Origin of the sequence: Shewanella sp. Arc9-LZ (genome assembly GCF_010092445.1) — a bacterium.
Lineage (GTDB): Bacteria > Pseudomonadota > Gammaproteobacteria > Enterobacterales > Shewanellaceae > Shewanella.
The window spans coordinates 662,777-678,362 of the sequence record NZ_CP048031.1 but is presented as its reverse complement, the minus strand read 5'-3'; the positions used below and the strand labels follow the sequence as shown (position 1 = coordinate 678,362).

10 protein-coding genes are annotated in these 15,586 nt (G+C 40.9%); 2 read left to right on the top strand and 8 right to left on the bottom strand.

Annotated elements, in window-relative coordinates:
* Window positions 1-311: 311 nt before the first annotated feature.
* Both GUY17_RS03015 and GUY17_RS03010 read right to left on the bottom strand, forming a co-directional pair.
* Window positions 312-1,781 (bottom strand): diguanylate cyclase, encoded by a 1,470-nt coding sequence (locus GUY17_RS03015; RefSeq protein WP_162024263.1) that lies wholly within the window; start codon window positions 1,779-1,781, stop codon window positions 312-314.
* A gap of 153 nt (window positions 1,782-1,934) precedes the next feature.
* Window positions 1,935-6,488 carry a biotin carboxylase N-terminal domain-containing protein gene (locus GUY17_RS03010; protein WP_162022261.1) on the bottom strand — a complete coding sequence of 1,518 codons (4,554 nt, stop codon included), beginning with the start codon at window positions 6,486-6,488 and terminating at the stop codon, window positions 1,935-1,937.
* Window positions 6,489-6,617: 129 nt separating this feature from the next.
* Between GUY17_RS03010 and GUY17_RS03005 the strand changes: the two genes are divergently transcribed.
* Window positions 6,618-7,529 (top strand): LysR family transcriptional regulator, encoded by a 912-nt coding sequence (locus GUY17_RS03005; RefSeq protein WP_101086187.1) that lies wholly within the window; start codon window positions 6,618-6,620, stop codon window positions 7,527-7,529.
* A 162-nt stretch (window positions 7,530-7,691) separates the two neighbouring features.
* Here GUY17_RS03005 and GUY17_RS03000 read toward each other — a convergent pair whose 3' ends face one another.
* The 6 genes from GUY17_RS03000 to GUY17_RS02975 all read right to left on the bottom strand — a co-directional run bounded on the left by GUY17_RS03000 (window position 7,692) and on the right by GUY17_RS02975 (window position 13,798).
* Window positions 7,692-9,026 carry a transporter gene (locus GUY17_RS03000; protein WP_162022260.1) on the bottom strand — a complete coding sequence of 445 codons (1,335 nt, stop codon included), beginning with the start codon at window positions 9,024-9,026 and terminating at the stop codon, window positions 7,692-7,694.
* 29 nt (window positions 9,027-9,055) lie between these two features.
* A complete protein-coding gene (locus GUY17_RS02995) occupies window positions 9,056-9,769 on the bottom strand; it encodes a hypothetical protein (protein WP_101086188.1) in 714 nt (237 codons plus the stop codon).
* Window positions 9,770-9,779: 10 nt separating this feature from the next.
* Window positions 9,780-10,484, bottom strand: a complete 705-nt coding sequence (locus GUY17_RS02990) for a C39 family peptidase (protein WP_254439856.1) — start codon at window positions 10,482-10,484, stop codon at window positions 9,780-9,782.
* 54 nt (window positions 10,485-10,538) lie between these two features.
* Window positions 10,539-11,609: a hypothetical protein gene (locus GUY17_RS02985; protein ID WP_101086189.1), complete on the bottom strand. Its 1,071-nt coding sequence runs from the start codon at window positions 11,607-11,609 to the stop codon at window positions 10,539-10,541.
* Window positions 11,610-11,634: 25 nt separating this feature from the next.
* A complete protein-coding gene (locus GUY17_RS02980) occupies window positions 11,635-12,252 on the bottom strand; it encodes a hypothetical protein (RefSeq protein WP_101086190.1) in 618 nt (205 codons plus the stop codon).
* A 220-nt stretch (window positions 12,253-12,472) separates the two neighbouring features.
* The gene (locus GUY17_RS02975; RefSeq protein ID WP_162022259.1) at window positions 12,473-13,798 is read right to left on the bottom strand and encodes a sigma-54 dependent transcriptional regulator; all 1,326 of its coding nucleotides are present in this window, start codon (window positions 13,796-13,798) and stop codon (window positions 12,473-12,475) included.
* 571 nt (window positions 13,799-14,369) lie between these two features.
* Here GUY17_RS02975 and GUY17_RS02970 point away from each other — a divergent pair.
* Window positions 14,370-15,551 carry a hypothetical protein gene (locus GUY17_RS02970; RefSeq protein ID WP_162022258.1) on the top strand — a complete coding sequence of 394 codons (1,182 nt, stop codon included), beginning with the start codon at window positions 14,370-14,372 and terminating at the stop codon, window positions 15,549-15,551.
* Window positions 15,552-15,586 lie beyond the last annotated feature (35 nt).

Here is a 15,586-nt window from a genome sequence, read left to right as displayed (position 1 = left end):
CGCATATTGTAAATTGGAACCTTGCTGGGCGCAAATAGCTGTTGCAATATTTATTTGTTTTTAGCATAAAAAAGCTCAATTAATGCTATAAATTGCATATAAAACAATTGACTAAAATATAGTAGATTATTTTTTAGTCTTAGGGGTAATTTGACCGAAAAATGTTAAATTTTAGATGAAATACCTAAATCGGCATTTTTAGAGCCACATAATGTCGCGAAACAACATCACACCACAACAAATATGCATTTATTCACATAAAGATCGATTTTTGCTAATGGCACAAACATCCAGCAAGATGTGGTTTTTATCTACGCACTACAATATTGATTACGCCCAGACTGCTTAGCTTTGTATAACGCGGCATCAGCTCGTTCAAAGCAAGCTTGTATAGGTTCATTCTCGCCCAATAAGGCAATCCCGAAACTACAAGTCACGTTAATATTGTGATAAAAATGAAAATAACTAAGTTCATCAGTAATTCGTTGGCAAAGCTCAGTGGCATCGTGTAACTGTACATGCTGACAAACCACCACAAACTCTTCACCGCCCCACCGGGCTACAACGTCAAGCTCCCTTACTGATGCTTGTAATACTTGTGCGACTTGAACTAATATTTTGTCTCCAATTGCATGTCCATGCAGGTCATTTATTGCTTTAAATAAATCAATATCCATGATGATCAAACTCATCTTGTTGTTCTGACCCATTTTTTTCAGAGGCTGCCTTGCATCATCTAAAAAGGTTTGATTAAAATATTGGCGGTTATACAATTTTGTCAGCGGATCATGTTGAGCCAAAAAATCGAGGTCGCAATTTTTCTTCTCCAGCTCTAACTGTAATTTTTGCAACTGCTTGTTGTTGGTTTCTAAATGAAGGTTGTACTTGCTCACACACATTGTTCGGTAAAGCAGAAATAAGATAAACATTCCTAGAGCAGTCACCACTTGGATCACTAGGCTGTAATCAATGTCTTCAATAACAGTAATATTATGCCATTTTTTATAAATTGAAATATGGTCTGCCTTAGTGATTTTTGCCAATCCAGCATTAATCTGTGGCAGCAAACCTTGCTTTGCATGAGTAACGCCAATACGTAACTCATCTTCAGGACCACCCCAACCCGCTATTTTTAGCGAGGTTAACCCGTGTTGTTGAATATACGCGTTAACAGAAAACATCGACCCTACGAAGACATCCGCGTCACCGTTAGCCACCTTTTCCAATCCTTGTCGCTCATTATCAGTCAACACGGTATTGATAGTCGGGTAAAATTGTTGGATATATTCCACTAGACGATAATCTTTGGGTATAGCCAATAAGCGATCACCGATGTTTTCAAAGCCTTGTAAAAAAGGTTGGGATTTTAATGACACCAAGACGTTTGGAGATTTAAAAAAAATATCGCTAAAAGAGAGATAGGCGTCGCGTTTGGGGGTTTGATTTAAAATGGGGGTTAACTCGCATGTACCTTGTTTGAGTAATTCTAAACTCTGTCGCCAAGACGAGGTGGGCACTAACACAAAAGTCAAATCGGTATAGTCGGTTAATAATGCTAAATAATCAGATGAAATACCAGTATGACGGCCATCGACAATGGCTTCATAAGGTAACCAATCGGGATCAACACAATAACGGATGATATTACGGTTTTTTGAATTGATGGCAGACTGACTCTCAACCACCGAAGCACTGGCATGCTTAGCGTTAATCAAATAAATGAATATCAACAGCGTAATCAATAATACGCTAGAGAACTCAAGTCGACTCAATGTTCGCATCATTTTTCAAAATAGTATGCTCCAACAATATGGTTCAACAAATTAGTTGAACCAAAAGTGTATATACTCTTAAGTGTATTACAACATACGAAAGTATGACAAAAAAATACCCGCTAAATAGCGGGTATTTTATTCAACAATCAATCGTAGGTATTACGCTTCGATGGGTAATATCACAAACAGTAAGTCGCCTTGTGAAACTTGCTGTCCATTGCTATTAAGAATACGTTCAATACGATACTTTTGGTCTTCAGGATATAACACACCTGTTTGACGATTAAAGCCCGCTAACGTTAGTTGAGAGAACATCTTCATTGCTTCCATCAATGCCAATGTTTGTTCAACCGTGACAATGTCACCTTCTTTAACAAAGTCTGCTTCACCTGGTGCTGGAGAGGTATAGAAAATACCTGCACCTTGAGCCAATACTTTCAACTCGTTGCTTTCGCCAACCCGTAATGATTCAGTATCAACCTCAATCGCTTCTGCTGCCGCTTCCATTTCAGCAATCAGTGCTGGAATGTCTAACTCAGCCATTAAGCGTGGCAAGTAGTTTGTGTCATACACCCCTTCGTTGAAGGTTGGATCTTTAAGGATAAGCTTCAACAATGGAATGTTAGTCGCAATACCTTTAATCACTACGCTATCTAAGTAGGCATACATTTTAGACACAACGTCGGCACGGTCAGTACCTCGTATAATGATCTGTGCGATCAAGCTGTCATAGTATGGCGATACTTCCTTGCCCGCTGCTGCAATCGAAATAATTTCTACATCGTCACGCTGAGGCAATACACATTCAGTGATTTTACCAGGATTAGGAATAAGCTGAAGAATACCGTGGCTATCAAGCGCCGCTTTTTCCGCCGTCACACGCACTTCCATGGCGTAACCTTGGTCTACTGGCTGTAGATTTTCAATTGAACGACCCGCTGCAATATCAAACTGCGCGCTAACAATATCAATACCCGATGTCGCTTCAGTCACCGGATGCTCTACTTGAAGACGTGTGTTCATCTCCATGAAGTACACTTCGTTAGCATCTAAGTTATAAATAAACTCAACGGTACCTGCGCCCATGTAATCGGTCGCTTCACCTAACGCACGAGTGTATTCCATCACGCGCTGCTTGAGCTCTTCAGGCAACATAGTCGAACCAGACTCTTCAATCACTTTCTGGTTATTACGTTGCACTGAACAGTCGCGAATACCCAATACTTTGGTATTACCAAATTTATCACGCAGTAACTGCACTTCAATATGACGCAATGATGTAACGTATTTTTCTAAATACAAATCGCCATTACCAAACGCAGCGGCGGCTTCTGTCGCAGTTTTCTGGAAGAAACCAATCATGTCCTCAGGGCGTTTAACAACCTGAATACCTTTACCACCACCACCTTGCACCGCTTTTAACAGCACAGGATAACCAATTTCAGACGCTACGTTCACGGCTTGCTCTGCGTTTGTCAAAATACCATGACTACCAGGAACAACCGGCACATTTTGCTTTTGAGAAGTATGGATAGCATTAGATTTGTTACCCATAGTGGTCATTGAATGCACACTCGGACCAACAAAGTTGACCCCATTGTTAACACATAATGCCGCAAACTGTGGGCTTTCTGACAAGAAACCAATACCTGGGTGCAACGCATCGACGTTTTCATACTCAGCGACTTTCAATACTGAGTAAGCATTGAGATAACTTTCATCTGAAGTATTACCACCAATACACACAAGCTTATCAGTATCTTTCAGCATATCTGCAGGAACAGATGTCATGTCTGGGTCTGAGGCCACCAACACCACATTAATGTTGTTGTCGTGTGCTTTACGAATCAGTTTAACTGCCGTACAACCACGAGCATGCACTAGTACTTTATGGATAGGCTTCATTAATGCACGAGGATCGTCCTGTACAATAACATCTTCTAGCTCAATCACTTCAGGCACTAAAGTCGACAACGCTTTGCTAATCACTTCTTCAATTTTAATTGTCGGTAATGGCATCAGTGGATCAATACCCGACAACTGGGTGTCTAAGGTGTCACTAAATGGATTATGAACTAACCCCGTCATTGCCCCTGGCACTTTAGATAAGTAGTTAGACAATGTGGCTGTAGATGGTAAGTACGCAGGTACCACCATTTGACCAGCAAACGGCATATTGGTGCCAGAAAGATAGTAAGTCTGCACTAAAGGATGGGTTACAAAACTGGCTTGAGCACCACCAGTACAATCACCAAAACCAAACATCAATACCGGTAATTCGTTATCACGAATAAAGCGCGTAATACGGTCGTTCACGACCGCCATTGAAAACAATGCCGCTGCACCTTCTTTAGTTTGCATACCACCAGAGCTGATAAAACAAATAACCGGTAATTTACGCTTAGCACATTCAATTAATAGCGAACTGAATTTTTCAGCACTGGCCATATCAAATGCACCCGCTTGGAATGCCGTATTTGAAATGGCAACACCAACACGTAACTTACTGCCATTATTATTAAAGTCAGCCAGACCGGTAATTAAACCACAAGGGCGGATCTTTTTATCAATAGCATCTTCAATCGATAAACGGAAACCAGGGAAGTTAAGCATGTTAGCTGACATTTTGTCGGCATCAATTTCATCAAACTTAGTAAAGAACTGTTTGATAATATTTTCCCAGCCCATCTTGCCTTGTTTTTTCTCTTCGCGAAGAATTTTTTGGATCAGTAAGTCTTGGTAACCCATTGTTAAACGGTTCCAAAAATCCTTACGACGACCAATACGTACAGGGTTAATTGTCCCCGTGTATTTATCGTGTTCATCTTCACTATCAAAGTACTCTGGTAATAGACGCTCGAAGAAATAAGTTAAGATTACAAACAGCGAATCGTTTAACTGCGGGAAACCCACACTCTTCCATTGCTCTACACGAGTAAGCAATTCAGCACGATTCGATTGATCCATAAAGTATTTAAGCCACTTATAGAACTTGCTCTTGTCGTTAGCTTTGTCGCTTGTCGATAATGCGTTATCAATCGATTTGTGGAGTAATTTATCCACTGATTCACGAGATAAACTTTTTGACATCATGGCTTCTTTCGAAATTGACGCCAAGCTGCCTACGACATTGTCATATAGCGCATTGAAGATAAGCACGTTATGACACTGCCAAATAAAATCAGCACGTAATTCATCGTTAACCACAATATCCAACACAGTAAGCTGACTTAGCTCAGGCCATGGAGCTTGCGTTGTAGATTTAGGCAGTGACTCTAAATGCTTAATTAAGCCATTGAAATTGTTAGCGGCGTTACTTTTCCAGCGATGGTATAACGACCAACCAATGTTAAATAACAATGCTTTACGTGCTTTTTTATAGTTCTCTTTTGGTTCACCCAAAATAAAACGTGTAATCACGTTACGTTCGGCAGAAATGTCTTTACGTTTAGCGCTGAATGTACCCCAAAGTTTATTCAGTTCTTCATCGTAAACAAGCTTATCTGGGTTGGTTAACCACGCCTGGAACACGCGTTCCTGTTCTTGCTTAATGCGCGCTAACAAATCACCTTCTGGCACGCTCACTTTTGATAAGCGACCATACTGTTCTTGTGAGATTGAATGAATACGGCTACGCAAGGTCAAATAACGCAAATAACGATATGCACTACCAAAAATATTGTGGTACATCGTTGGGTTATTGGCGACCGATAAGCGGGTATTATTTTCAAGTGTGAGCAGATTAGCCGACGGCGCTAAATAACGCTGTAAACTGCGATCATAATGCTCTTTTAAATCGGTAGATTCGCGCACAAAGTTCATTGCTGCACGTTCAACGGCTTCAATAGAACTGATAATCGCACGACGGAAATTATGCTGACGCTCATCTTTATCTGATGGAGTAAAATCGATAATGCCGTCAATACACCCAGCGGTATATAACTCTTCTGGTGACACGCCTACCGATTTAGCACATTCCTGCCATGACAAGTTGTACTTACGCGCAATGCTCTGTAAACCTTGTGGCTGAATTGTGTTAAAAATACCATCTCGTACAGATAGTAAAATGTTCGCTGCAGCTAATGGAATTGCACCACCTGAATAGCCTGCACCAATCACAATACCGACAGTCGGTACATCAACATTAGCACTTTCAGCAATCGCTTTAGAAATGGTATGCGCTTGATTTTGGCTATTGGCAATTTCGCCAGCATCTGCACCAGGAGTATCAATTAAATATACTATTGGCATCGACAATTCTGCGAAGTGACGGATCGCCTTACATGCTGCAAGATGGTGTTCTGGCATCCATGCACCGTTTGCGGTCGTGCGCTCTTGCGCAATAAAACCGATACGGCGAGTACGAGTACCAAAGTTAAGTTCCACTTCAGCACGGTAAAACGGTCCGATATGACTTTCGGCAATAATCTTGCCTTTTAAGTCAGCGATCATACGCTTCGCGCCTGGGCGGTTTTTATCCAAAGTCGGTTGAATAACTTTATTGACATAACCGTCAACGTCTAAAGATGCCAAACTCTTCAAGTTTGATTGAATGGAATCTTCTGTTAATAATCCTTTCACTTCTTCAGATAAACTCTGCTTGTTATGAGCAGGAAATAATGAAAAGTCTTTAGCCAAGTGTTCAGCTTGTAAGAAAAGTGGGTCAGCCGATAGTGCTTGAGTCTTGTTAGCGGGCTGCTTTTTGCTGGTCATCCTTAGATCCTCTGCTTATATAGCCTCTGAAAAATTTTTTTAGCCCGTAAATATAACTTTGTTAATGGGTAAATTACCATATAAACTAGCTTGGACGCTTTGTTCCATAATTGAGACAGTGAGGTTTGAATGCCCGATTTGAACGGTATGATGCTGTTTGCAGCCGTTGTTAGAGCAAAAGGATTCTCTCAAGCAGCACGAGAGATCGGACAACCTAAATCAACAATTAGTCGTAAAGTTGCTCAATTAGAAGAACAACTCGGGGTACGATTACTGCAACGAGACACCAGAAATTTAAGTCTGACTCAAGTAGGCGCATTATTTTTTCAACATTGTGATTCTATTAGTCATGAAATTGAAGCGGCCAAAGCCACCATAGAAAACACCCATAATGATATTTCTGGTGCGTTACGTATCGCCATTCCGGTATCATTTTCACAAGATGTTATCGGCCATTTATGTTCTAGTTTTATGCGCCTTTATCCCAATATAGAACTCGATATTCAATTTACCGATAACGATGTCGGGCTTGTGGGTGAAGGTTACGATATCGCAATTAAGTATGGTCCACTACAGTCATCTGATCTTGTCGCCAGGTTATTATTTGAACGCCAGCCTATTTTGGTTGCAAGCCCTGGTTACATTAAAAAATTCAGCAGCCCTGCAACACCACAAGAATTAACTCAGCATAACGGCATTTTACTCGGCACTACACTGTCGGCACCCATTTGGGCATTAGGTAAAGGTAACCGTAAAATAATGGCGACCTTTAAACGTAAAGTGCGAGTTAATAGCGCCAGTATGGTGAAACGTTTAGCGTTGGATGATTATGGTATTGCCATGCTTTCTAATACTAGTTGCAAGCAAGAACTTGCAACCGGAAGCTTGGTGCCCATTTTACAAGAATGGCCAATGGAACCGTTTAAAGTGTATGGGGTGTATTCAAGTCGCCGTCAACTAGCCAGTAATATAAGTGCTTTTTTAGACTTTTTCACCAAACGATATACCAGCCAAGAATCACTGAATTCGATGATGAGTTAAACTATACACCGGCAAACGGGTCACCATCGGGTCTTTGTTATGCATATGGTCTCGCATCAACCCCAGAATCATTAGCTCAAATAATAACCTCAAATGGCCTAAATAAGCCGTTTGAGGTTATCTCGATTGAGAAACATATAACGCGAAGCTTTCTGAACAGCACTAAAATCGATACGGAAATCGCAGACTGATTTGGTAGTCTGGTGAATCTTCTGTTAGTCCAGCACCCATTGATGTCACCATAGACAGATTGGGCGATAAGGCTAACGTAGCACCAATGCCTAAGCTTGCAGTGTTGGTGTCAGTACGAGGGATTTTCTCCCACTCTCCACCTTCCGGTCTTTGTTTGGTCTTACTGTAAAATCGCTGATTAAAGCTCATACTCAAACTCATTCGTTCGGAAACCGCAAAGGCCAATCCCACGCTGTAATCCAGATAATTGCCTAAATCAATTTCACCGGGGCTTAACCCTGGTGCGCCAGATAAGTCATCAAAGCTTTCTTTAAAACTAGCACCGTAATTTAAATTAAAAAACACAATCGCAGGATCAAACGTTTTTGCTAAGCTAAACCCTGTCGATACCCCCCAAACACCTGAACCCGTTGCCATTTCTGTAGGATAGGTTAAATTGCCGGTATCAGATGTTTCAAGCGAGATCCCAAAAGGATCTTTTCCCGTTGGCGCGCGAACTCTGAAGTTCCATACCCAATCGGGCCAATCTACAGATTCAGTATTAATGCGGTAATAAACTGCACCACTGACATCACCCATTTGACCACCACTAATTTTAGCCGTTTCATATCGTTGACTAGAGTTGCCTTCCCCCACAGAGTCATACTGAGTCCAACGATATAGATACGGCAAACCGAGCTCAAACTGCCAGTTTTCATTTAATGTATAGCGGGTAGTGAGATCCAATCGTGTTGTATTAGTGCGAATACGATCTAGGTTTAAGTTACCCAAAAAAATAGCATCAAGTGCTAAAAAGCCTCTAAGAATGAGATCTTTACGGCTGTAGTAACTATAGGTAAATGAGGGTTCTACGGTAAATTTCCGAGAGAAGACATTATGTGCTTCTTGTAATACATCATCAGTACTTCTTGCTCTGTCTGGCGCTTTTTTTCGTTCTGTTGTGTTGCTAGCGATTGCGCCTTGCTGGCTTGATTGAACATCTTGTCGCTCGGCTGACGATGTTGCAGATGATGGTGCAGATGATGGAGTTGATGGTTGCTTAGTCGTTGAGGCGAGATCTTTCGTGCTGGCTTGTCTGTTTAATACCTCTTGCTTGAGCACCTGTTGAGCCATCTGATTAATGGTCTGTTGCTGTAATTTAATTTGTTGATTCAACTGAATCAGTTTCTGTTTAAGTACTGCGATATCTTGTTCAGATAAGGTTGTTTCTAAGGCTGGTTGAGGATCAGTATCTGCAGCATACGCAGGTACTGCCAATATTCCAGGCAGGATCACTGCGACAGCTGAGGTCCATTTCTTATTCATAAATACATCCTTGGCTTGTACAAAATGAATTAAAATCCTAGTGCGGTTAAATCGCTGATTTGCCTACCAAGTATATTTGACTCAATTGGTCCAACAGGCATACCGTCATACCTTAGTGTAGACTGGTTTATCACTCCATGACTGAGTCCATCAATAAAAATGCTTTGAACTAACTGACCATTGCCATTTTGATAACTAATACCTTGACTGGCTCTGCCTGAGGCCAGTTCGACCTGATAGCCAACTGTATTACCGTTAGCCGAAAACGTGGTGTTGCCATTATTACTCACAAGCGTTGTGCCGACGGCAACATTAATCCCTTGCAGTAGCGGGGTTAATCGCCCTTGAGCCATATCTAATTCATTGACGGCTAAGTTTTTACTCCCAGCGATTTGAATTCGTTGTTGTAATCCTGCTGTTTGACCCAAAGCATCTAACTGAAACCCATTGTTACTACTAATGGCATTGGGATCGCTGATAGTAATATTCACTGAGGGCTGATTGTCGACTTGAGAAAACTCAATTTGCATTCCAACTTGTTGCTGGACACCATTATCTTGAATAAACTGCGTTTGCATCTGCAAGCCAAAGTAATAATCTTGGCCATTATTAGTGTATTTACCTTTCATTGATTCCAATTCAAAGTCTGTCAGCACTTGGCTATGTTGGAATACCGTCAATGAAGGCGAGCTGGCCATAACAGGTGCTGCAATCGTCAGTAATAGCATCATGCTTAGTTTCATAACTTCCTCCTTAAAGCATATCTGAATAAGAAAAACCAAACTCAAGTAACTCAGCATCCGTCATAGGTGAGAGCGGATCGAGTGCCTTAAACGTTAGTTTTGCTCTTGGATGTAGTAATGGATTATCACGTCGATACTCTTGCCCAATAACCACAAATACAACCCCATTCCACTTTTGAGTAAACTCATCCATTGTCATGATCCTATTACCTAATGCGGGATCGCCTAAATAGACTTCTCCGCGATCATGACGACGAAAAACCACAAAGTGGCTATAGCCACCATCATTAAGTAATACAATGGCAGGTATCTTGAGCAACAACATTTCAGCTTCACCGACTTTATATCCCCGCCCCCTTAATCCTTGAGATTGCAGATACCGTTTCATATTAAGCAGTGAAAATCCTTGCTCTTGTACCAATGTCAGATCGGCATGCTCTAACATGCCAATTAACACTTTCTGCTCATTTATATCTTGACGGTCATAGGCATATTTCAACAGGCTAGCTAGACTAGCGGCACCGCATGAAAAGTCGGTTTTTTGCTCTATAACATGCTCAAATTTTCGCTCACGTATACTCTGAATAGATTTAGAATAGGTTCCCATACCCGGCACGACACCCGTTAATGGGATATCTGCTGCGTAACTGTAATAAGTGAGACTAAAGCTGGACATGATCAACAGTGCAATCATTAAATTAGTTATGTCGCGCATAAGATGAATCAGGGGGTTACCCCCCTGCCTTATTCATAACGTATCATGAGGTCTTTACTCGCCAGAAATGATCTCTGCAGGACCCGTAATGCTTGTTAAAGCAAGGTTATTTGACTGAAGGTTACCCGTACCACTGGCCAAGTTAACCCCAATGTTACCCGATGCATTCTGGAAGGCTGTTCCAGCTAATAATGAAGAATTATTAGACTTCTGAAGCACAGTTTGAACAAAGAAAGGTAATTGACCACTCACGGTACCATTAAGCGCTAAATCACCTTCTTCATCAAAGGTCATCACTTCAGCACCAGATGGGTTTTCTGTATCAAAATCAACATGACCCACTACAGTTCCTGTTCCTGAATTATGTTCTCCGTCACCTTCTAAAATAATTTCTGGATAATAGGCATCATTTAAAGCGGACGTACCTTCATAGGTTCCTCCGGCATCAAGAACAAGATCCACATCGACATATTCCACGCTATCCTGAACAACCCCTATATTCATCGTGCCGTTATGCCCAGTACTTTGCACATTAGACACACTGGCTTCACCTAAACGACCATTGTATGAAGACGCGGCCATATTGTTAGCCTGAATATTGTTGTTACCTGCAGCAACATTGACACCAATATTACCTGAGGCATTCATGAACGACGCACCATTGATGGTTGATGTATTAGTTGAGGCTTCGTTCCACACACCATTAAAACCACCCATTTGAGTACTGAAGATTTCAGCATCACCAGAGCCAAAAGCAAAACCGGCATCAATAGAAGCTAATGCAGCGGAGTTACTTTGCGCATTAAAATCACCTGCCGCTTGGTTAACACCAATATTACCGCTTGAGTTTTCAAACGCATTACCAGATATTTTAGCGTCATTATCGTGATAATAATTTTCAACTAAATTTGCGCTAGTTTCCTGTACATTTTCAACTACAGCCATGCCTAAACCATTAGCCGTGATAGTGCCTTCAATGGTCACTTTACCTTTATATTTAAGCTCTTTAGATACATCTATTTTTTTATCTAATTCAACACTACTGTCTGAATCTGTCATTCCATTTGCATATGCAGAACTACTCATTATTGCTGCAATACTTAGCACTAGAGTGAGTTTTTTCATCTTCCATTCCTCCGATCGATGATTATTAATTCCCGCTTGGTAACTGCAACGAGAACTGGTTAATGGCAACATTATTGTCACCAGAAATTTGATTAATCTGCATCACGCCCTGCGCATCCAAAAAACTGTCTGGAGCGATGTCGGCCTGATAGTGTGATAATTGATAAGATGACGGTGCCAATTGGCTCGACACTTGAGTTAAGGCTTCATCATTCAACCCTTGCCCTATGATGGTTTCTAGGGTCGAGTCCATGGCAATGCTGCCTATGTTAGCTTGTATGTTTTGCTCACCGCTGACTTGATTAATACTGGCTAAGCCTTGAAATTGAGCAAAGGCTTGGCTGTCTATTACTGCAGTAAGTTGCTTATTAAATTCTGATAATGATGTTGGTTGCGGTAATTGGTTGTAATTAATCGTTTGGATAGACGTGCGTTGGCCTAATGCATGGCTGTTAGACTGAATATTAAAATCGCCAGCAGCTTGGTTGATACTTGCCCGACCTGCGCCTTGCATCACATGTGAACCAATCACCGTTGAATCATCAGCGTATGAATGAGCAACCAGCAATAGCGCACTGAGCTGTATTGCTCGCTTCAATGATAATTGCAACAATTTGCAATGTACCTGGCTAATGATTTCCATAAGATGTTCCTTCCATATTTGATAAAAGGATATAGCAACCCTTATGCCAAATATGAAAGTTATTAAATTTCATATAGATAGCGGTTTTTAGATCAAGAGGAATTCTTAAAGTTAAGAATAAAAATAGCTAGGTTATTGATATAAAGCTTAATTCTATTTTTAGGTACAATCTTAATATTAAGACTGAATAAGCAACTAAATAGTGTCTCAATTAAACCAATTACATCAGCGGTAAACGATGTTTGTCCATGAGTCGATAAAAGGTTGCCCTTGAAATATCTAAATAACTTGCTGCAAGCTCAACTTGACCGTCTGCAATCAAAATAGCCTGTTGTAAGGCTTGTTTTTCAGCATTGTCTTTTAAGGTTTTAAGCGATAGCGCAATGTGGCGTTTTTTATCGATATTAGCTAACTCTAGATTTTGTGCACTTATCTGCGGCGTGTCGCACAATACCACCGCTCGGCGAACACGATTAATTAACTCGCGGACATTTCCTGGCCATGGGTAGTTTAATAGTGCATGGCAAGCTGATTGCGATAATGGCTTTGTCACAAGTCCATATTCATTCGAATACACCCGAATAAATCGATTGGCTAAACCGATAATATCATCACGCCTTTCTTTTAACCTTGGGGTAATAATAGTTATGCCATTCAAACGGTAATAAAGGTCTAACCTAAAACGGCCTTGATCAATGGCGCTTTCTAAATCAACATGAGTCGCCGCTAAAATACGCACGTCAGCCGATTGCGGTATGCCGCCGCCCACTGAGTCGTACAACCCCTCCTGTAAAAAACGCAATAAATTGACTTGCAACTCAGCGGGTAAATCACCAATTTCATCTAAAAATAATGTACCACCGTCAGCCAATGCAATTTTGCCTTTCCTGTTACTTGTTGCTCCCGTAAAGGCACCTTTTTCATGACCAAATAAGTCCGATTGAATTAAGCCAGCAGCCATAGCACCACAGTTAACCGTAATAAAAGGTCCATCTTTCCTAGAAGATAATTGATGTAGTTTGGTCGCCACTAATTCTTTACCAGTGCCAGATTCACCTCGAATGAGCACAGGAATATCTGTCGGTGCAACTCGCTCAACTTGACGAAATAACTGTTGCATGACGTCCGATGGATACACCGATGGATCGGTTTCTTTGCCAGCTAATTCAGGCTGTGGAACATGATGCTGTTGCTTTAATTTAGATAAACCAATGCCATGACCCAAGCATTTCGCTAATCTTTCAGGATCAATAGGGCTAGTACAAAAATCCCAAGCATATTGCGCAATAAAAGTTGTGATCGCTGCAATGTCGAGTTGTGATTTATTGATGAGTACAATGATATGGACCCTAGGGTCTAACTCTCTGACCAGATAATTGATTTCATTTATGAGATTTTCTTTTCGAAGATCGATTAAACACAGGGCACAATTGATGGGAATTTTATTTTGATCATACTTATCAATGTAGTGAAGCTGAAAGTCTAATCGAGAAAGTACTTCATTTAGCTCATTACACTGAAAACCTGCCATTAGTAATGGTTCCATGTTGATATCCTTTCGATACAGTGAGCACCAAAGTGCTAACACAAGGTTAGCCTGTGCATCTTATCTATAGATATAACCGGATAATATTATTGAAATATAAACTCTGATCATTGGCTAATCGTTTATATCTTCGGTAATTTAATACATCAATAATGTAGTCACTCATAGCTAGTATCATTATTTGATTCAATATTAATACATAGTCAGAACCACACTTGGTACATTTTTAATCATCTTTTTATCGACTTATCACCCCAGATTAACCGTAACGATGACTAACTTTAGTGTATCTGTTATCTCAGCTACATCTTTCTTATTATCTTAGTATGGTATAGAAGCGCTAATAGTATATAAAAAGCAGCAATTAAATCGCCATATCTGCAACATTTAACGACCTCCAAAGAGGTTAACTTCAATCCATAATTTAAAAACGATTTACTGACACGAGTCTTAAAGTCCTATTAAACCCTCTAAACAACTGTGTTATAACTATAACGTAGACCGCCTCACGGGCAGTAAAGTCGTTAAATGCAACCCAAAGATAGACATCTAGGGTCCTAAAGGAACCATCATGATTAAACACAGTGCTTTTATAATGTTAAGTACATTGGCATTAACCTTATCTACTGCAGTTAATGCTGGGCCGCTCTCAAAAGATGTTGAAGAGATGCGTGTATCAAAAGCGGGGCAAACTATGCCTAATGTGGTTAATCGTTATCAAGCGATCAGTGATACTTTAGAGGTCAAGTTAGCCCAATCTACTGATGAGTTAGCCGTTACCGAAATGGCAGCGCATCAAGGGCATAGGTTATGGCAGCAAGCTGTACGAGATGTACAATCGGGACACAGTGATGATCGCTCCTTGTACTGGAGTCGTTTAAGCATGCGTAACGTCCTAAAGCAAGAAAAAGCCGGATTCAATATGGCCGATTGGCAACGTGATATTTTAGTCAAAGCAGTTGAAAAGTCCTCTCGCGGCTTTAGCGATATTACGTTTTCTCCCGATACACAAATTAATATTTTAGTGACCGGTTTTGACCCCTTTTTCCTTGATAGAAATATTGGCCAAAGCAATCCATCAGGTTTAGCTGCATTAGCACTCGATGGTTATCGTTTTGAGGTTAATGGTAAAAAAGCCCAAATCGAAACCGTAATGATTCCAGTAAGATTTAGCGATTTCGACAATGGTATTATCGAATCGTTACTCACGCCGTTTTATCGTGAAGACAGTGTCGACATGGTGTTTACCATTAGTATGGGTCGTGAAAACTTCGACATTGAACGCTTTCCTGGACGTAATCGCAGCGCAGAAGCTCCAGACAATTTAAATGTATTAACGGGTGCCAGTCAGCGCAATCCTAAAGCGCCATTATTTAACGGTGGAACCTCTGCCAATGGCAAATTAAATGGCCCTGAGTTTGTGCAATTCTCTTTGCCCGTTGAAGCAATGGCGGCAGTGAAAGGGCATTGGAGTGTTAATGACAATAATCAAATTAGCACCTTATCTCGGGGACAATTTAAGGCATCATCACTGGCTGAACTACAAAAAGAAATTTCTGTAGAAGGCTCTGGTGGCGGCTATTTATCCAATGAAATTTCCTATCGCAGTATTTTACTTCGAGATCAATTTAACTTGAATTTACCGGTAGGACACATTCATACTCCACGTATTAAAGGTTACGACTCGCAAGTAGAGTCAGACATTGTCGAGCAAATACGCGCCATGATAACTGCAGCGGCGAGCACACTGTAATGTCTACCAACTAACTTAACAGGCCGATACTTTAC